Origin of the sequence: Rhodanobacter glycinis, assembly GCF_900114325.1 — a bacterium.
Lineage (GTDB): Bacteria > Pseudomonadota > Gammaproteobacteria > Xanthomonadales > Rhodanobacteraceae > Rhodanobacter_A > Rhodanobacter_A glycinis.
Genome location: NZ_FOSR01000006.1, coordinates 127,617 through 144,728, shown reverse-complemented (window position 1 = coordinate 144,728; position 17,112 = coordinate 127,617). Strand labels below are relative to the sequence as shown.

The following is a 17,112-nucleotide window of genomic DNA, read 5'->3' as shown; positions in this document are numbered from 1 at the left end:
TCCATCGCACGAGATCCCCTGTAGCCACGCTTGTGCCGCAGGGCTTCGTGCCGCCGGGCAAGTCGTGGATTGTGGCAACGTACCGATGCCTGCGTTTGATCGGGATTGCTGTCGCCGTGTTATCCCGTCAGAGCAGCTTGATCATCACCGTGACGGATTGCTCGCCGCCGACGTTACGCCATGGCGGTGCCTCGTAGCGTTCCATCGCCGGTGCCATGCCGAAGCGTTCGCCGTGCTTGTTGAGCCACACCGGGCTGATCGCGAAGTACACGGGGAAGATGCCGGCATACGGGCCGTCGTGGCGCAGGCAGGCATAGCGGCCGGGCTGTACGGCGAAGCGTTCCAGCGGCGCCGGCAGTGGGTCCGGGATGCCGGGGTCGGCCACCATGCAGAAGTAGCGGATCAGGCCGTTCGGGGTGATCTCCGGGTTGTCGCGGATCAGCGCATAGGCGGCCAGGCCATCGGGCTCGATGCCGTGGTTGTGCAGCAAGGCGGCGAAACGCAGCCAGTAGTCCTCGGCTTGGTCGTAGCTGCCGTGGAAGCGGGCGCCGACCAGCGACAACGGGAGTTGTGTCTCCACCCGGACGCGGCGCGCACGCTGCAAGTCGTCCGGCGTGATGTCGATGACCGCCGCGCGCGCCAGTTCGCGGTAGCGGGTGGGTGGCAGGCCGAACTGGCGCCGGAAAGCGTGGTTGAACGCGGCGAGGCTGCCGTACCCCACCGCGGCGGCGACGTCCTGTGCGGCGAGCGGCGAGGCCAGCAGCAGGATCGCTGCGGTATCCATGCGGATGCGCCGCACATAGCCATTCACCGTCTCGCCCATCACGTCGGCGAACAGGCGGTGGAAGTGGAACGGGCTGAGCCTGGTTTGCGCCGCCAGCCTGGCCAGCGTCGGTTCGTCGGGAAAGCCGGCTTCGATCACGCGGATTGCCGCCAGCACGCGCGGATCTTCGATCAGCATGGGCGGCAGGTGCCGACGCACGTGATGCACGTGTGGGCCGGCGGGCGGAGCGTCGAAACGCAGCGGATTGACGTCATCCTGCTCTTGCGGGTCGATGGCGGCGGTCTCCAAGGGGGAACGTCGATGATAAGTGCAGCGTCGCGGATGTCGGCATGCGGCAGTGCGAACGGGCTCACGTCACGGGTTGGCGGGCATCGACCGCGCGCATGGCTTTTCTGCCGGGTGCGTGGCCATCGTTTGTCGTGAGGGCGGCCTCGGCGCCGGAGCATCCCAGACCGGCCCGCGGCTACCGGGACTGCCCTCTGGAGGGCTTCGGGACGCCGTGTCGAGACGACGCTTTCAGGCCACGTGCCCCGCGGGACTGTGGCGATCGTCCAGCGCCGTCAGTTGCGGGCTGCGGCCGGTGACGTGGGCCAGCGTGTTCACGTTGTCGGCAAGGCGGTCGCTGATGCGTGCCAGCAGGTCGGCGTTACCGTGCGCGTCGCTGGCGGCAAGGCGCAGGGCGAGTTCGCGCTGCATGGTACGCAGGTCCGGCAGCGCATCCGGTGCGCGTCGCTCGCGCAGGGCATCGGCAATCGCGTGGGTGGCATCTGCGGCGGACCCGATGAAGCGGCAGGTCGCCTCATGCTCAGGCAGGGTGTCGCGTTCGTCCAGCAGCGCCTCGAATGACATGGCCGTCCGTGCCAGCCGGTTGCCGTTGGCGAACAGGGCGCTGGCCAGGTCGAACAGTGCCGGTGGGGTGGCAGGCTCCACGCGCATGCGCTCCAGCGAGGCCTGGGCGTTGGTGCGCGCGGTGCGCGCGGCGGTGCGCGTTTCACGGTGCACGTCGCGTTGCCCGGGCAGGGCCAGCGCAGCGAGGTAATCGGCATAGGCGGACAGCATCGCCGACAGCGCGGCGCGTGCGCGGCTGCGCTCCCAGGTGGGCCACACCACGTAGGCCAACAGTGCCATGCCCGAGCCGAGCACGGTGTTGATCACGCGGTCCATCACCGCTGCGCCGGAGCCCACGCCCTCGAACGACAGCAGGATCACCACCGTGCCGGTCAGGGTGGCTACCGCGATGCCGTAATGCGCGCTGGCCAGATAACGGAACGCCACGCACAGCAGCCCCATCAGTGTGAGATGGGCCCAGGGTGCATCGGGCGTCACGTACAGCAGCACGGTGGTGAGCAGCAGGCCGAGCACGGTGCCGACCACGCGCAGCAGGCCGAAATTGAAGGTGGCGGCGAAGTCCGGACGCAGCACGATGGCGGCGGTCATCGGCAGCCAGTAACCGTGCGGGAGCTGCCACAGGCGCGAGACGAGCAGGGTGAGGCTCAAGCAGGCGGCGCAGCGCAGCGCATGGCGAAAGGCGACCGAACGCATGGTGAAGTTGGCGCGCAGCGTGGCCCATGTCGCGCTGCCGCGCAGCGCCCGCGGCAGGCGTGTTTCGGCGGCGGCGGCGCGTTCTTCGCCGCGGCTGCCGGCCCAGTTGGCGTTGCGCACCGCGGCCGCGAGCTGGCCGGACAGTGCATGGAAGTGTGCAGCCATGCTGCGATGGGTGGTTTCGTCGCCCAGCAATGCTTCCTGGCTGGCCTGCAAGGTTTGCAGCGCGTGCATCGCACGGCTCGGACTTTCGCCCGCATCCAGGGCCTCGGCCACGCCTTGCAGTACGCGGGCGACATCGGCGCGCAGCAAGGCGTTGGCGCCTGGGGCGGCATGGGCCTCGGACATCGCCACCAGTTCGAGCCGGATCCGTTCGGCCAGTTCCAGCAATACGCCGAACGCCTCCATCGCGCGACCGTGGGCGCGATGGCGGCCGAGCAGGGTCTGCTGCAGCGTGGTCATGGCGTCGGTAAGCGCAGGGGCATCGGCGTCGTCATGCGAGGCCTGCCGCGCCAGCGCGGCGAGGCCGCGATACACCTCGGCCAGTGCATTGCGTTCCGGCCAGTAGCGTTGCAACGGCCATGCGGCCACCGAAAACAGTGCCAGCAACAAGCCACCGGCGAAGATCAGTGCGGAAGCGGCGATGGCCTCGACAGGCGAGGGGATCGGCTCGGCCGCGGTGATCACCAGCAGGATCATGCTGGTCATGCCCACGCGCGCAATGTCGGTACCGAACACCACCAGCAAGCCGCCGAGGAAGCCGGTCGCTAGCGTGGCCAGCAGCATCGGCAGCAACTGATCGCCGATCAGGAAGCCGCACAACGAGGCTAGCCCGGCCGCCAGCGAGGCCAGCAACAGGCGCGCGATGCGCTGGCGGTAAGGTCCGGGCTGGTCGGAAAACATCGTGTCCAGCGCACCCGCGCCAATGCCCAGTCCGATCGCCGTATGCCCGGTGGCCATGCCGATACCCAGCGGCAGTACCACCGCCGCCGTGTTGCGTATCGCCACCCGCAACGGCACGTCCGGCCGCTTGATGCGGGTCAGGCTTTCGACGAGGTGGTTGCGGAAGGAGTAGCTGCTGGGGGGCATGGAGCGAGCATCCGGGGTGCGGTCATTCTGCACCATGCGGGAGCGTGGAATGCCATTCAAGGCATTCCACAAGCGCGATGAGGAATGAGGCAAGCATGCATCCATGCGCCGCTGCCCGCTCGGCGTCCTGCCTCGCCCTCGCCTGACGCGTGGAATGCCATTCAAGGCATTCCACAAGCGCGTCAAGCTCGACCAGCGAACTCGCCCGTCAAGGTGTTCACCCACACCTTCTCGTCGTTGCTGATGTACTCGGGCACCTGGATCTCCACGCCGGTGTTGAGCTTGGCCGGCTTGTTGCGCTTGGTGGCGCTGGAGCCCTTCATTTCCGGGGCGGTATCGACCACGGTCAGGACCACGCTGCTCGGCACCTGCAGAGCCACCGGGGCGTCGTCGATCAGTTGGACGTAATAGCCCTCCAGGTCCTCGACGATGTAACCGGCGTTGTCGCCCACCAGTTCGGGACCCAGCAGGTACTGGGTGTAATCCTCGGCATCCATGAAGATGAAGGCGTCGCCGTCCATGTAGGAGAAATTGGCAGCGCGGCGCACCAGTTCCATTTCCTTCATGTCGTCATCGGCACGCAGGCTGAGATCGAATTTGCGGCCGCCGGGGATCGAATACAGGGTGAAGCGGAACGTGACGTTGCCGCCACGCGCACTCGGCGAACTGCGTTCGATGTCGCGCACCTGGTAGACGGTGCCGTCGTGTTCGACCACGTTGCCTTTCTTGACGTCGGAAGCTTTCATAAGTGTGGGATCAGGAGTGAAGGTTTCATGATCGTCATTCCGGCGCAGGCCGGAATCCAGTGAAGCGCTCGCGCATAGCGCACAAAATCAATCGCGTGCTGCGCACGAGTTGTCGGACTGGATTCCGGCCTGCGCCGGAATGACGGCGAAGGAGGTTACTTGGGTTGCAAACGCACCGCGCCATCCAGGCGGATGGTTTCGCCGTTGATATAGCGGTTGCCGAGGATAAACGCCACGGTCTGCGCGAATTCCTCCGGCTTGCCCAGGCGCGAGGGAAACGGGATCGAGGCGGACAGCGACTGCTGCACGGATTCGGGCATGCCGTCGACCATCGGGGTCCAGAAGATACCCGGCGCGATGGTGGCCACGCGGATGCCAAAGCGGGCCAGCTCGCGCGCCATCGGCAAGGTCATGCCGACCACACCGCCCTTTGAGGCGGAGTAGGCGGCCTGGCCGATCTGGCCCTCGTAGGCGGCCACGGAGGCGGTGTTGATGATCACGCCGCGCTCGCCATCTTCGCCGGCCTCGTTGCCCTGCATCAGCGCCGCGCCGGCCTTGGCCACGTTGAAGCTGCCGACCAGATTCACCATCACCGTGCTGGCGAAGGTGTTCAACGGCATCGGGCCTTCCTTGCCCAGCACGCGACCGGCGCCGAGGATGCCGGCGCAGTTCATCACCATGTTCAGACCGCCCATCGCCTCGCGCGCAGCGGCCACGTTGGCGGTCACGCCATCCTCGCTGGTCACGTCGGTGCGGAAGAAGCGGGCGGCAGCACCCAGTTCCTTTGCCGCAGCCTGGCCTTTTTCCTCGTTCACGTCGAACAGCGACACCTGGCCGCCATGGGCGACGAGATGCTGTGCCACCGCGTGACCGAGACCGGAGGCGCCACCAGTGATGATTGCCTTGATTTGATCGAGTTGCATGGGAGTCCGCCGAAAGGAAAGTCAGTGGACAAGTTTAGCCGAGCCCGAGCAGGTGCCGCAGTGCCGGATCATCGGCCAGCGCGGCGAAGGAGCGTACGGGGGCGGGCGGGGGCGTCGGCGCCTGCAAGGTCAGCTGCCACACGCCCACGTCCCACCATTGCCCCAGCTTCCAGCCGCATTGCCGCCACACGCCGGCCGGCGCGAAGCCCAGCGATTCGTGGAAAGTCACGCTGACCGGGTTGGGCACGGTGATGACACCCACCGCCTGGGTCAGGCCCTGCAGGCGCATGGTTTCCAGCAAGGTGGTGTAGAGCCGCCGTGCGATGCCTCGTCGCTGCGCATCGGCGTGCACGTAGATCGAGGTTTCGGCGATCCAGTCGTAGGCGGCACGTTCGCGGAAGCGGCCGGCATAGGCGTAGGCCAGCACCTCGCCGTCTTCGTCCCAGACCAGCCACGGATAGTTCGGCAGGCGCGCGCGGATGCGCTCGCGCATGGCGTCCACGCCGGGCAGTTCGGTTTCGAATGTGGCGACGCCGTCGGTGATATGGGGAGCGTAGATCGCGTGGATGGCGGCCGCGTCTTCGTCGCGGGCAATGCGGATGGTGGCGGTCATGGCGCGGGTGTTCACAGTTCGCGGAGGTAGTAGCGGTCGCAACCGTGGTGGCCGGTGCCGCCCATGGCGTTGCAGATCATCTGGAAACCATTGCGCTTGTACAGGGCCTGCGCTGCGTCCATGCCGGTCAGTGTTTCGAGGTAGCACCGGCGGAAACCGAAACCGCGTGCCGCATCGAGACAGCGCTGCATCATCGCCTGGCCCGCGCCGATGCCGCGTGCTTGCGGCAGGAAGTACATCTTGCGCAGTTCGCACACATCCGGTTCACCGTCGACCAACGGCGCCACGCCACCGCCACCCATGACGATGCCTTCGCGTTCGATCACGAAGTAGGCGCTGCGTGGCTGCGCGTAGGCAGCGGACATACCGTCCACCTCCGGATCGTGGATTGCGAAACCGGGACCATCGGCCCCGAACTCGGGCATCACGCTGCGGATCACCGCCGCCATTGCGGCATCGTCGCGCGGCTCGATGGGGCGGATCAGGAACGACGATGGCATGGCGGTTCCGTAGCAGGGGACGGCCGATTATTCCATGCCTGTGCGCGGATGCCAGTGGCGTTTGTAACGGCGCTGGCGGAGCGGTTTCCAGCTCCGCCCCCTGCTTGCAGGGGACGGCTGGGAGGGGACAGATGCTTTACGCCGCCGTGCGCGCTCGCGTGACGCGGCTGGCGGTGTCCTTGTGCAACTGCGCGGCCAGCCAGGCGCCGGTGGCGATCAGCAGGTCGAGGTCGATGCCGGTTTCCATGCCCATGCCGTGCAGCATGTAGGCCACGTCTTCGCTGGCGACGTTGCCGGTGGCACCTTTCGCGTAGGGGCAGCCGCCGGTGCCGGAGACGGAACTGTCGACCACGCGCACGCCTTCTTCCAGGCAGGCGAGGATGTTGGCCAGGGCCTGGCCGTAGGTGTCGTGGAAATGCACGGCCAGCGCGGCCATCGGTACGTCCTGCGCTACGGCGTGCAGCATGGCGCGGGCCTTGGCCGGGGTGCCGACGCCGATGGTGTCGCCCAGCGAGATTTCGTAGCAGCCCAGCGCGTGCAGGCGCTTGGCCACACGCACCACGTCGCTGATCGGCACCTCGCCCTGGTAGGGGCAGCCGAGCACGGTGGAGACGTAGCCGCGCACTGCCACGCCATCGGCCTTGGCCTGTTCCAGCACGGGCACGAAGCGCTCGATGGATTCGTCGATGGAGGCGTTGATGTTCTTGCGGTTGAACGCCTCGCTGGCGGCACTGAACACGGCGATTTCGGTGGCGCCGACCTCGCGCGCACGCTCGTAGCCCTGCAGGTTCGGCACCAGCACCGGATAGCTCACACCCGGCACCTTGCGGATACCGGTGAACACTTCGGCGGCATCGGCCAGTTGCGGCACCCATTTCGGGCTGACGAAGCTGGTGGCTTCGATGGTCTTCAGGCCGGTGGACGAGAGCCGATCGATCAGCGCGATCTTCACCTCGGCCGGCAGCAGGGTCTTCTCGTTCTGCAAGCCGTCGCGGGCGCCGACTTCGACGATGCGGACGTGGTTGGATGTGGTCATGGGCGGCTCCGGACGACGTGTTCTTCTCCCCCCGGGAGAAGGTGCCCCGCACAGGGGCGGATGAGGGTGCGGGGCTTGCGTGAATGTTCGGGCGAAGCCGAACCCTCACCCCAACCCCTCTCCTACGGGGAGAGGGGCTCAAAATCTCAGTCGGCGAAGTGGACCAGCACGGCATCGGCTTCGACGAATTCGCCTTGCGTGGCACTCACGCTCTCGATGGTGCCGGCGCGCGGCGCCTTCAATGCCAGTTCCATTTTCATTGCCTCCATCACCAGCAATTCCTGGCCTTCTTCCACCGCGTCGCCGGGCTTGGCTTTCACCAGCACGATACGGCCGGGCATGGGGGCGACGACCTGGTTGCCGCCGGCGGCGTCCTTCGATTCCCAGGCGTAGGCCGCGGCGCGGTCGAAGCGCCAGCGGCGGCCCTCAGCGTCGTGCAGCAGCACGCGGTGGCCATCAGCGCGCATCGGCAGGCGCAGTGCTTCGCCGTCGAAGCGCGCATTGAGCTGGTTGCCGTCGAGACGGGCGCCGGTCACCTCGCCATCCCGTTCGCCATGGCGCAAACGGTAGTGGCCGGCGTGGCCGTGGGCTTCGATCTCGAAGCGTTCATCGCCGTGGGTCAGCGCGATGAGGCGCTTGCCGGGATGGCCGATGCGCCAGCCATCGGCGCGAGCCCATGGCGAATGCGGATCGGTCGCGGTGCCCTGGACGGCGGCTTCGTCATGCAGCAGCGCGGCCGTGGCAGCCGCGAACAGCGTGCGTCCGGCGGGAGTGGCATGGCCGGTGACGAACTGGTCGAGATGGCGGTCGAGGTAGCCGGTGTCGATGGTTCCTTCGACCACGCTCGGATGGCGCACCAGTCGTTCGAGGAAGGCGATGTTGGATTTCGGTCCGGCGATCTCGCATTGCGCCAGCGCTTCGCGCATGCGCTGCAGCGCGCGTGGGCGATCTTCGTCCCACACGATCAGCTTGGCGATCATCGGATCGTAGAAGATCGTCACCGTGTCGCCCTCGATCACGCCGCCATCGAGGCGCACGTGCGCGGACGGCGCGGGCAGGCGCAGCATCTGCAGCTTGCCGGAGCCGGGCAGGAAGTTCTGCTCGGGGTCTTCGGCGTACAGGCGTACTTCGATGGCGTGGCCGTGTGAAACGACCTGGTCCTGGGTCAGCGGCAACGGCTCGCCGTCGGCAATGCGCAACTGCCACTCCACCAGATCCACGCCGTGGGTCAGTTCGGTGACCGGATGCTCGACCTGCAGGCGGGTGTTCATTTCCATGAAGTGGAAATCGCCGGCGGGCCCGACGATGAATTCCACCGTGCCGGCGCCCACGTAGTTCACAGCCTTCGCGGCGGCCACGGCAGCTTCGCCCATGGCCTTGCGGCGCTCGGGCGTCAGGAACGGCGAGGGCGTTTCCTCCAGCACTTTCTGGTAGCGACGCTGCGCCGAGCATTCGCGTTCATCCAGGTGGATGACGTTGCCGTGGCGGTCGCCGAAGATCTGGAACTCGATGTGGCGCGGCTGCTCGATGTAGCGCTCCAGCAGCATCGACGCATCGCCGAACGCGGCCTTGGCCACGCGCTGTGCGGTTTCCAGCGCCTCGGGGAATTCCGCGTCCGAGCGCACGATCTGCATGCCCTTGCCGCCACCGCCGGCCGAGGGCTTGATGATCAGCGGATAGCCGGTCTTGTGCGCCTGCTCGGCCAGGTATGCGTTGTCCTGGTTGTCGCCGTCGTAGCCGGGCACCAGCGGCACGTCATGCTTCGCCATCAGGTGCTTGGCGGCGGCCTTGGAACCCATCGCCTCGATGCTGGCCGGATCAGGACCGATGAAGACGATGCCGGCCTCCTGGCAGGCGCGCGAGAAGGCGGTGTTCTCGGAAAGAAAGCCATACCCGGGATGAACCGCCTGCGCGCCACTCTTTTTGGCGGCGTCGAGAATCGCGTCGATGCGCAGGTAGGAGTCAGCCGGCAGCGAGCCGCCGATCGGCCAGGCCTCGTCGGCCAGGCGCACGTGCTGCGCATCGCGGTCGGCCTCGGAGTACACCGCGATGGTGCGAATGCCGAGTCGGCGGCAGGTGCGGATCACGCGGCAGGCGATCTCGCCGCGGTTGGCGATCAGGACGCGTTCGAACATGCAGGTTCCTTGGGGGGAAGTCCGAGGGAGGCAAAGCCCCGGAACGGTAGCAGATCACCGCCGGCACGCCGATGCGCAGCGCAGCAAACGGGCACGACTATTCGCCACGCCAGTAGTCGCAGGCGTCCTCCATGCGGCACAGGTGGCGCAGTGCCTGCGCGTTCTCGCCGGGCTGCGTTTCGGCGTAGGCGCCGAGCTTGCCGGAGTCGGGGTATTCGCAGATCTCCACCGGTTCCATCGTGCTCACACCCAGGTAGCGCAGCTCGGTGTCGCCGGTGTTGATGATCTGGTGCGCGGTCTCCGGCCCGCCGCAGGGGCAGGCCACCACGTCGCCGGCGCGCAGCGCGTGACGGGTATCACCCAGGCGCAGTTCGCCGCGGCCTTCCAGGATGAAGAACATCTCCTCTTCGCCACGGTGGCTGTGGAACGGGCAGGCGCGTTTGCCTGGCGCCACCACGGTGAGCCGGTAGCCCAGCTTGCGCGCGCCGATGCGAGTGCTGATCTCGCCGCGGCGCAGGTCGTAGCGTTCGGCCGTGGCGCCCGGCAATGATTGCGCGGACGTGGGCGACTGGATGGCGACGTCGTCGAGGTTGAGCACGGGATGAGTCATGGCGGCGTCCGGTTACGTGGTTTTTCCAGTCTGGTGTCGGCTTCCTGCCGACGTGGTGTCAGCAGCCTTGCTCAGCCGCCGCCGACCCATGCCGGCGCGCGTTTGTCGAGGAAGGCGCTGAGCCCTTCCTGGCCTTCGGAGGACACGCGCAGCCGGGCAATCAGCGCGGCGTTGTCGTGGTCGATGCGCTCGGCGCCGCCTTCCTCGTGACCGGCCATGCGCAGCGCCAGTTGCTTGGCCTCGCGCTGCGCCTCGGGGCCGGCCTTGGCCAGCAGCTTCAGGGTGAAAGTCACCGCGTCGTCCAGTGCCTCGGCAGGCACGACCCGGTGCAGCAGGCCAATGCGTTGTGCCTCGTGGGCATCGAACACTTCGCCGGTAAGGAACAGCTTGCGCGCCTGGCGCAGTCCGATCGCATGCAGCACGTAAGGGGAAATCACCGCCGGCACCAGGCCCAGCTTCACCTCGGTGAGGCCGAACTTGGCCGTGTCGGCGCCGATGGCGATGTCGCAGCAGGCGACCAGGCCCACGCCGCCACCGTAGGCTGCGCCGTTGACGCGGGCGATGGTCGGCTTGGGGCAGAACTGCAGGGTGCGCATCAGCTCGGCCAGACGCAGCGAGTCGTCGCGGTTTTCCTGTTCGCTGGCGCTGGCCATGCCACGCATCCAGTTCAGGTCGGCGCCGGCAGAAAAGCTGGCGCCGGCGCCGGTCAGTACCACGGCCCGCACGGCCGGGTCGCTGGCGGCGGTCTGCACGGCGACCGTCAGTTCGGCAATCAGCGCGTCGTCGAAGGCGTTGTGCACCTCGGGGCGGTTCAGGGTGAGTTCGCGCACGCCGGCGCGGTCGGCAATCTGGGTGGCAGTCATCGGCGGGTTCCGCTGGACAAAGGGAACATCTTAAACGCTGGTGGCGGCCTTCCAGGGCATGGCTGCAGGAAGACGAAGAAAGCATTACAATGCGAACAATTCTTATTTAAGCGTGGTGCCTGTGCGCCTGTCCGAATTGCAGAAGGGTGCGCCCGCCGTGGTCGAACGTGTCGATGACGTCCAAGCTGCCGATCCCATTGCGCAGCGCCTGCGTGACCTTGGTTTCGTCCAGGGCGAGCCGGTGCGCGTGGTGGCGCGCGGCCCGATGGGCGGCGATCCGCTGCTGATCCAGATCGGTTCCACGCGATTCGCGTTGCGGCGCAACGAAGCCGCGCGCGTCGAGGTTTGCGTGGAGGTGGCGGCATGAGTGCGGGTACGTTGCGCATTGCCCTGGTGGGTAACCCCAACTGCGGCAAGACGGCGCTGTTCAACCAGCTCACCGGTGGTCGGCAGAAGGTGGCCAACTACGCCGGCGTCACCATCGAGCGCAAGGAAGGGCGCTTCGTGGCGCCGTCCGGGCGGATGCTGCAGATCCTCGACCTGCCCGGGGCCTACAGCTTCGACACGGTCAGTCCGGACGAGAAGATCACCCGCGATGTGCTCGAGGGCAATTACCCGGGCGAGGCGCCGCCGGACCTGATCGTCTGCGTGGCCGATGCCACCAACCTGCGTCTGCACCTGCGTTTCCTGCTGGAAGTGAAGCGGCTGGGGCGCCCGGTGGTGCTGGCGCTGAACATGATGGATGCCGCGCGCCGCCGCGGCATCGTCATCGACGTGCCCGAACTGCAGCGTCGGCTTGGCCTGCCGGTGGTGGAAACCATCGCGGTGAAGCGGAATGGTGCGAAGGGCCTGGTCGAGCGGGTGGACGGTGAAGTGCCGATCGCCGCGCCGAAGCAGCCTGACGATGCAGCCAGCCGTGCCGACCTGCATGCCGAGGTGCGCGCCTTGCTGGCCGCCACCGTGACCATGCCGCGCGCCACGGCGAAGCTGGACGACACGCTGGACCGCTGGGCGCTGCACCCGGTGTTCGGGCTGGCGATTCTTGCGCTGGTGATGTTCCTGGTGTTCCAGGCGGTGTATGCCGCCGGCAAGCCGATGAGCGACCTGATCGGCGACGGTTTCGGCTGGCTGGGTGGACACCTGGCCGTGTGGTTGCCGGCCGGGCCGCTGCAGGGACTGGTCACGGATGGCATCTTCGGCGGCCTGGGCACCGTGCTCGGCTTCCTGCCCGAAATCCTGGTGCTGTTCTTCTTCATCCTCACCCTGGAAGAATCGGGTTATCTGCCGCGTGCCGCGTTCCTGCTCGATCGCATGATGCTGTCGGTGGGGTTGACCGGGCGCTCGTTCATCCCGCTGCTGTCCAGCTTTGCCTGCGCCATTCCCGGCATCATGGGCACGCGCAGCATCACCGACCAGCGCGATCGCCTCACCACCATCCTGGTGGCGCCGTTGATGACGTGTTCGGCACGCCTGCCGGTGTATGCGCTGCTGATCGCCGCGTTCATTCCCTCGCATCGTGTCCTCGGCATGTTCAACCTGCAGGGGTTGGTGCTGTTCGTCCTGTACGTGGCGGGTATTGCCGGTGCGATGCTGGTGGGCTGGGTGATGAAGCGCATCCATCGCGACAAGAGCGAGCACGCACTGCTGATGGAACTGCCGTCATACCGCATGCCGAAGGTGCGCGACGTGGGCATCGGCCTGTACGAACGCAGCATGATCTTCATGAAGCGGCTGACCGGCGTGATCCTGGCGCTCACCATCCTGATGTGGGCGTTGTCCAGCTTCCCGGCGCCGCCCGCCGGCGCCACCGGCCCGGCGATCGACTACAGCTTTGCCGGCTATATCGGCCGCGGTTTCGCGCACATCTTCGCGCCGATCGGCTTCAACTGGGAAATGAGCCTGGCGCTGATTCCCGCCTTTGCCGCACGCGAGACGGCGGTCGCTGCGCTGGCCACGGTCTACGCGGTGGGCGGTGATAGTGGCGCGCTGGGGCCGGCGCTGGCTGCGCACATTCCGCTGGCCAGCGCGCTGTCGCTGCTGGTGTGGTTTGCCTATGCGCCGCAATGCATGTCCACGCTGGCAGTGATCAAGCGCGAAACCGATTCCTGGCGCAATGTGGCGATCTCGTTCGGCTACATGTTCGTGATGGCCTACGTGGCGTCGCTGCTGACCTTCCAGATCGCGAGTGCACTGACATGAGTACCGGACTGCTGATCCAATACATCGTGGTCGGGCTCATCGTGTTGGTGAGCGTGCTGGTGGCGTTCCGCAAGCTGGCGCCGCAGCTCACCAACCGCTGGTTCGCGGCGGCATCGATCAGGTTGGCGCAACCCGGCCGCTCGCGCCTTGCGCATGCACTCAGCCGCCGCCTGCAGCCGAAGCAGGCCACCGGCAACTGCGCCGACGGCTGCTCCACCTGCGGCGCTTGCGGGCCGAAGAAGCCGGCGGTGGCGAAGCCCGCTGCCGATACGATCATGCCGCTGAATTTCCGCAGTCGGCAGCACTGACCTCATCCGTGTTCCTGATTCGCGACAAGGTTCTGTCGATACCCCACCGTTCGCCCTGAGCGCAGGCCCGTAGTCGAAGGGCGCGCCTGTATGCGCTTCGCAAGCCACGTTCCGCGCGAACGGTCTTCTTGGCTGAGCTTCGCCGCTGATCAGGTCTGCGTCACAAGCTGCGCCGGTGGTGCTGGCAAGCGCTGGCCGCGTTCCTCGCGCGAGTCAGTCCGCGAGTATCCCGCCTATGGCGCCAGCAGTCGGCGCAAGGTGCCAAGTTGCGCCGAAGCCATGCGGCGGCGTTGAGCCGGCTTCATGTCATCCATGTGTGCCACCGACCAGCGATCCATGGCCTGCAGCATGGCAAAGGCCAGTTCGGCTTGCAGGCTGGCGGGCAGGTCGTCGCGCACGGCGCCGCAGCTGCGGCCGGCCTTCAGTACGGCTTGCACCCAGCCGTCGACCCCGGCCAGCAAGCGCCGCATCGCCGCGCTGCGCTCGGCCGAGACGTCAGGCAGGTAAAACAGCTTGCCGAGGTCGGCGTACCACGCCGGTTTCGCCAGCGCCGCCACCGCGTGCGTCACGAAGGCTTCCAGTCGAGGCCAGAAATTCGGGCCCGCGAGTTCCGCCGGATCGGGCGCAGCCAGTTCGTGCGCCAATGCGGCGGCGGCTTCGTCCACCACGCGATCGAACAGCGCCTGCTTGGAATCGAAGCGGTGGTAGAACGAGCTCTTGCTCATGCCACAGGCGCGGATCACGGCGTTCAGCGAGGCATGCTCGAAGCCGGCCGTGGCGAATTCCCGCGCGGCGGTGGCCAGTAGCTCGTGTTCGCGTGGTGTGGGGGCTGTCAGGGTGGTCACGGTGCCATCGTAGCGGCACTGGACCAGGTGGTCCAGCATGTGCAAGGATGAAGCCTCTGGACCGGGTGGTCCACAGGAGCCGCGCATGTTCACCGCCACGTCGTTGAATGCTCAACTTGCCCGCGCACAGGCCGACCATTTGCGGGTGCTGGTCGTCGGAGCCGGTGTGGCGGGCCTCACCCTGGCGCAGGCGCTGCGTGCCGGCGGACTGCATCCGGTGCTGGTGGAACGCGCCGCCGATCATGCCGACGACGGCTACATGCTGGCGCTGATGCCGCTGGTCGAACCGGTACTGCGCCAGGCGGGCGCACGCGATGCCTACCGCGCGCGCAGCGTGCGCTTTCATCGCTACGTATTGCACGGACGACATGGCCAGCGCCTGCGCGAATACGCCATCGACAGCCTGCTGAGCCGCTACGGCGAGTACCGCGGCATTGCCCGTGGCGAACTGATGCAGGCCTTGGCCGACGAGGGCGCTGCAGTGAGTTACGCAACCACCTTGCAGGCATTGCGACAGACGCCGGAAGCGGCGCATGTCGTCTTGCGCGAGGGCGACAGCACGCACGAAGCCGTGTTCGATGCCGTGGTGCTGGCCGATGGCCTGCATTCGAGCAGCCGCGAACTGTTGTTGCCGGCGCAGCAGGTGTCCACCTTCGACTGCGGCTGGGGCGGATGGGTGGCCTGGATGGACAGCGATGCCGCGCATGCCGACCGCGGCGACGAAATCTGGGGCAGCGACTTCTTCGTGGGCGTGTATCCGGTCAAGGGTCGTGCCGGCGTGTTCGTGGGCGGCCACCGCGATGACACCCGTGCCGGGCCGCAGGCCTTCGTGGCGCATATCCGGAGTCAATTGCGGCACGTCGACGACTGGCTTTTGCGCGCGTTGGAATCGGTGGCGGAAAGCGGCGACACGTCGTATTACTGGAAGCTCACCGATATCCGCAGCGCGACCTGGGCAGTGCAACGCACCGTATTGCTGGGCGACGCGGCCGCCGGTTTCGTGCCCACCGCGGGCATCGGCGCCGGCATGGCGATGGAATCGGCCGGCGTGCTTGCACGGCAATTGCTGGCCGCCGACCGCGCCGGCGTGCCGGTGGCGCTGCACGACTACGAACGGGTGCAGCGCCCGCGCGTGGAGTCCGCGCAAGACAACTCGCGGGCGCTGACGAAACTGATGTGCCGCCGCAGTCCGACGCTGGCCGCCGTGCGCGACGTGGTCGCGCGCTTCGTTACCTTGAAGGCCGCCCTGGGCCCGATCCGCAAGCTGCTGGACAGCGCATCAGAGGTGTAGCTACATCCGGAACACACCGTAGCGCTGCGGTTCGATCGGTGCATTCATCGAGGCGGAGATGGCCATGCCGAGTACGCGGCGGGTATCGGCGGGATCGATGATGCCGTCGTCCCAGAGTCGGGCGCTGGCGTAGTAGGGGTGGCCCTGGCGTTCGTACTGTTCGCGGATCGGCGCCTTGAACGCGGCTTCCTCGTCGGCCGACCATGCGCCACCGCGCGCCTCGATGCCGTCGCGCTTGACCGTGGCCAGCACGGAGGCGGCCTGCTCGCCACCCATCACGCTGATGCGTGCGTTCGGCCAGGTCCACATGAAACGGGCGCCGTAGGCGCGGCCGCACATGGCGTAGTTGCCGGCGCCGAAGCTGCCGCCGATCACCACGGTGAACTTCGGCACGTGGCTGCAGGCCACGGCGGTGACCATCTTGGCCCCATCCTTGGCGATGCCGGCCTGTTCGTACTTCTTGCCAACCATGAAGCCGGTGATGTTCTGCAGGAACACCAGCGGCACGTTGCGCTGGTTGCACAGCTCGATGAAGTGCGCGCCCTTGAGTGCGCTTTCGGCGAACAGGATGCCGTTGTTGGCGACGATGCCCACCGGGTAGCCGTGGATGTGGGCGAAGCCGGTGACCAGGGTCTTGCCGTAGCGCGCCTTGAATTCGTGGAACTCCGAACCGTCGACGATGCGCGCGATCACTTCGCGGATGTCGAACGGGCGGCGGGTGTCCTGCGGGATCACGCCGTACAGTTCCTCGGCCGGGTACTTCGGCTCGATCGATTCGCGCAGCGCCAGCGGCATGGACTTCTTGCGGTTGAGACTGGCGACGATGTCGCGGGCGATCGACAGCGCGTGGGCGTCGTTCTCGGCGAAGTGGTCGGCCACGCCAGAGATGGACGTATGGACGTCCGCACCGCCTAGCGTTTCGGCATCCACTACCTCGCCGGTGGCAGCCTTCACCAGCGGCGGGCCGCCGAGGAAGATGGTGCCCTGTTCGCGCACGATGATGGTCTCGTCGCTCATCGCCGGCACATAGGCGCCGCCGGCGGTGCAACTGCCCATCACCACCGCGATTTGCGGAATGCCCAGCCCGGACATGCGCGCCTGGTTGTAGAAGATCCGGCCGAAGTGCTCCTTGTCCGGGAAAACCTCGTCCTGCAGCGGCAGGAAGGCGCCGCCGGAGTCCACCAGGTAGACGCAGGGCAGGCGATTTTCCAGCGCCACTTCCTGCGCGCGCAGGTGCTTCTTCACCGTCATCGGGAAGTAGGTGCCGCCTTTCACTGTGGCGTCGTTGGCCACCACCATCACTTCGGTGCCATGCACGCGGCCGATGCCGGTGATGATGCCCGCGGCGGGTGCGGCATCGTCATACATGCCATGCGCGGCCAACGGCGAGAGTTCCAGGAACGGCGAGCCGGGATCAAGCAGTGCGCGGATGCGCTCGCGCGGCAGCAGCTTGCCGCGGGCCACGTGCTTTTCGCGGGCCTTGGCGCCGCCGCCTTCGGCCGTGCGTGCGAGCTCGTGGCGCAGCTCGTCGGTCAGTGCGCGCAACTGCGTGCTGCTGGCCTGGAATTCGGGAGAACGGGGATCGATCTGCGAGGTGACGATACTCATGGTTTCGATAACTGGCGCAG

The 17,112-nt window shown here is 67.1% G+C and carries 16 protein-coding genes; 4 read left to right on the top strand and 12 right to left on the bottom strand.

What is annotated here, in order from left to right; genetic code table 11:
* Window positions 1-127 precede the first annotated feature (127 nt).
* The 10 genes from BMY90_RS08540 to BMY90_RS08495 form a co-directional block, all read right to left on the bottom strand.
* Window positions 128-1,072, bottom strand: a complete 945-nt coding sequence (locus tag BMY90_RS08540; protein WP_092703258.1) for an AraC family transcriptional regulator — start codon at window positions 1,070-1,072, stop codon at window positions 128-130.
* 228 nt (window positions 1,073-1,300) lie between these two features.
* Window positions 1,301-3,415 (bottom strand): FUSC family protein, encoded by a 2,115-nt coding sequence (locus tag BMY90_RS08535; RefSeq protein ID WP_092703362.1) that lies wholly within the window; start codon window positions 3,413-3,415, stop codon window positions 1,301-1,303.
* A gap of 182 nt (window positions 3,416-3,597) precedes the next feature.
* Window positions 3,598-4,161 (bottom strand): elongation factor P-like protein EfpL, encoded by a 564-nt coding sequence (efpL, locus tag BMY90_RS08530; protein ID WP_008215758.1) that lies wholly within the window; start codon window positions 4,159-4,161, stop codon window positions 3,598-3,600.
* Window positions 4,162-4,316: 155 nt separating this feature from the next.
* A complete protein-coding gene (locus BMY90_RS08525) occupies window positions 4,317-5,084 on the bottom strand; it encodes an SDR family NAD(P)-dependent oxidoreductase (RefSeq protein ID WP_092703256.1) in 768 nt (255 codons plus the stop codon).
* Window positions 5,085-5,118: 34 nt separating this feature from the next.
* Entirely contained in the window at window positions 5,119-5,697 is a 579-nt protein-coding gene (locus BMY90_RS08520; protein WP_092703360.1) for a GNAT family N-acetyltransferase, read from the bottom strand.
* 11 nt (window positions 5,698-5,708) lie between these two features.
* Complete coding sequence (locus BMY90_RS08515) at window positions 5,709-6,197, bottom strand: GNAT family N-acetyltransferase (RefSeq protein ID WP_092703254.1); 489 nt, start codon at window positions 6,195-6,197, stop codon at window positions 5,709-5,711.
* A 136-nt stretch (window positions 6,198-6,333) separates the two neighbouring features.
* Window positions 6,334-7,233 (bottom strand): hydroxymethylglutaryl-CoA lyase, encoded by a 900-nt coding sequence (locus BMY90_RS08510; protein WP_092703252.1) that lies wholly within the window; start codon window positions 7,231-7,233, stop codon window positions 6,334-6,336.
* Window positions 7,234-7,379: 146 nt separating this feature from the next.
* Entirely contained in the window at window positions 7,380-9,368 is a 1,989-nt protein-coding gene (locus BMY90_RS08505) for an acetyl/propionyl/methylcrotonyl-CoA carboxylase subunit alpha (protein ID WP_092703250.1), read from the bottom strand.
* Between the two features lie 97 nt (window positions 9,369-9,465).
* Window positions 9,466-9,978: a cupin domain-containing protein gene (locus BMY90_RS08500; protein ID WP_245734991.1), complete on the bottom strand. Its 513-nt coding sequence runs from the start codon at window positions 9,976-9,978 to the stop codon at window positions 9,466-9,468.
* A 71-nt stretch (window positions 9,979-10,049) separates the two neighbouring features.
* The gene (locus tag BMY90_RS08495) at window positions 10,050-10,841 is read right to left on the bottom strand and encodes an enoyl-CoA hydratase/isomerase family protein (RefSeq protein ID WP_092703246.1); all 792 of its coding nucleotides are present in this window, start codon (window positions 10,839-10,841) and stop codon (window positions 10,050-10,052) included.
* 121 nt (window positions 10,842-10,962) lie between these two features.
* On the opposite strand from BMY90_RS08495, the gene BMY90_RS08490 reads away from it, so the two are divergent.
* The 3 genes from BMY90_RS08490 to BMY90_RS08480 are packed head-to-tail and all read left to right on the top strand — an operon-like array spanning window position 10,963 to window position 13,348.
* Entirely contained in the window at window positions 10,963-11,208 is a 246-nt protein-coding gene (locus BMY90_RS08490; RefSeq protein WP_008212175.1) for a FeoA family protein, read from the top strand.
* Entirely contained in the window at window positions 11,205-13,040 is a 1,836-nt protein-coding gene (gene feoB, locus BMY90_RS08485) for a ferrous iron transporter B (RefSeq protein WP_092703244.1), read from the top strand. The genes BMY90_RS08490 and feoB overlap by 4 nt, the downstream gene beginning before the upstream one ends.
* On the top strand, window positions 13,037-13,348 hold the full coding sequence (locus BMY90_RS08480) for a DUF6587 family protein (protein WP_092703242.1): 312 nt from the start codon (window positions 13,037-13,039) through the stop codon (window positions 13,346-13,348). The genes feoB and BMY90_RS08480 overlap by 4 nt, the downstream gene beginning before the upstream one ends.
* Window positions 13,349-13,581: 233 nt before the next feature.
* Here BMY90_RS08480 and BMY90_RS08475 read toward each other — a convergent pair whose 3' ends face one another.
* Window positions 13,582-14,232: a TetR/AcrR family transcriptional regulator gene (locus BMY90_RS08475; protein ID WP_245734990.1), complete on the bottom strand. Its 651-nt coding sequence runs from the start codon at window positions 14,230-14,232 to the stop codon at window positions 13,582-13,584.
* A gap of 46 nt (window positions 14,233-14,278) precedes the next feature.
* On the opposite strand from BMY90_RS08475, the gene BMY90_RS08470 reads away from it, so the two are divergent.
* Window positions 14,279-15,484, top strand: coding sequence for an FAD-dependent oxidoreductase (locus tag BMY90_RS08470; RefSeq protein ID WP_092703238.1), 1,206 nt, complete (start codon window positions 14,279-14,281; stop codon window positions 15,482-15,484).
* On the opposite strand, the gene BMY90_RS08465 is transcribed toward BMY90_RS08470, so the two are convergent.
* Entirely contained in the window at window positions 15,485-17,092 is a 1,608-nt protein-coding gene (locus BMY90_RS08465; RefSeq protein WP_092703236.1) for a carboxyl transferase domain-containing protein, read from the bottom strand. It lies immediately after the preceding gene.
* Between the last annotated feature and the right edge of the window lie 20 nt (window positions 17,093-17,112).

Coding starts and splice junctions, on each gene's coding strand:
- BMY90_RS08525 (WP_092703256.1), bottom strand. CDS start 5,084: ATGCAACTCGATCAAATCAAGGCAATCATCACTGGTGGCGCCTCCGGT.
- efpL (WP_008215758.1), bottom strand. CDS start 4,161: ATGAAAGCTTCCGACGTCAAGAAAGGCAACGTGGTCGAACACGACGGC.
- BMY90_RS08500 (WP_245734991.1), bottom strand. CDS start 9,978: ATGACTCATCCCGTGCTCAACCTCGACGACGTCGCCATCCAGTCGCCC.
- BMY90_RS08515 (WP_092703254.1), bottom strand. CDS start 6,197: ATGCCATCGTCGTTCCTGATCCGCCCCATCGAGCCGCGCGACGATGCC.
- BMY90_RS08495 (WP_092703246.1), bottom strand. CDS start 10,841: ATGACTGCCACCCAGATTGCCGACCGCGCCGGCGTGCGCGAACTCACC.
- BMY90_RS08510 (WP_092703252.1), bottom strand. CDS start 7,233: ATGACCACATCCAACCACGTCCGCATCGTCGAAGTCGGCGCCCGCGAC.
- BMY90_RS08475 (WP_245734990.1), bottom strand. CDS start 14,232: ATGCTGGACCACCTGGTCCAGTGCCGCTACGATGGCACCGTGACCACC.
- BMY90_RS08465 (WP_092703236.1), bottom strand. CDS start 17,092: ATGAGTATCGTCACCTCGCAGATCGATCCCCGTTCTCCCGAATTCCAG.
- BMY90_RS08470 (WP_092703238.1), top strand. CDS start 14,279: ATGTTCACCGCCACGTCGTTGAATGCTCAACTTGCCCGCGCACAGGCC.
- BMY90_RS08480 (WP_092703242.1), top strand. CDS start 13,037: ATGAGTACCGGACTGCTGATCCAATACATCGTGGTCGGGCTCATCGTG.
- feoB (WP_092703244.1), top strand. CDS start 11,205: ATGAGTGCGGGTACGTTGCGCATTGCCCTGGTGGGTAACCCCAACTGC.
- BMY90_RS08535 (WP_092703362.1), bottom strand. CDS start 3,415: ATGCCCCCCAGCAGCTACTCCTTCCGCAACCACCTCGTCGAAAGCCTG.
- BMY90_RS08505 (WP_092703250.1), bottom strand. CDS start 9,368: ATGTTCGAACGCGTCCTGATCGCCAACCGCGGCGAGATCGCCTGCCGC.
- BMY90_RS08520 (WP_092703360.1), bottom strand. CDS start 5,697: ATGACCGCCACCATCCGCATTGCCCGCGACGAAGACGCGGCCGCCATC.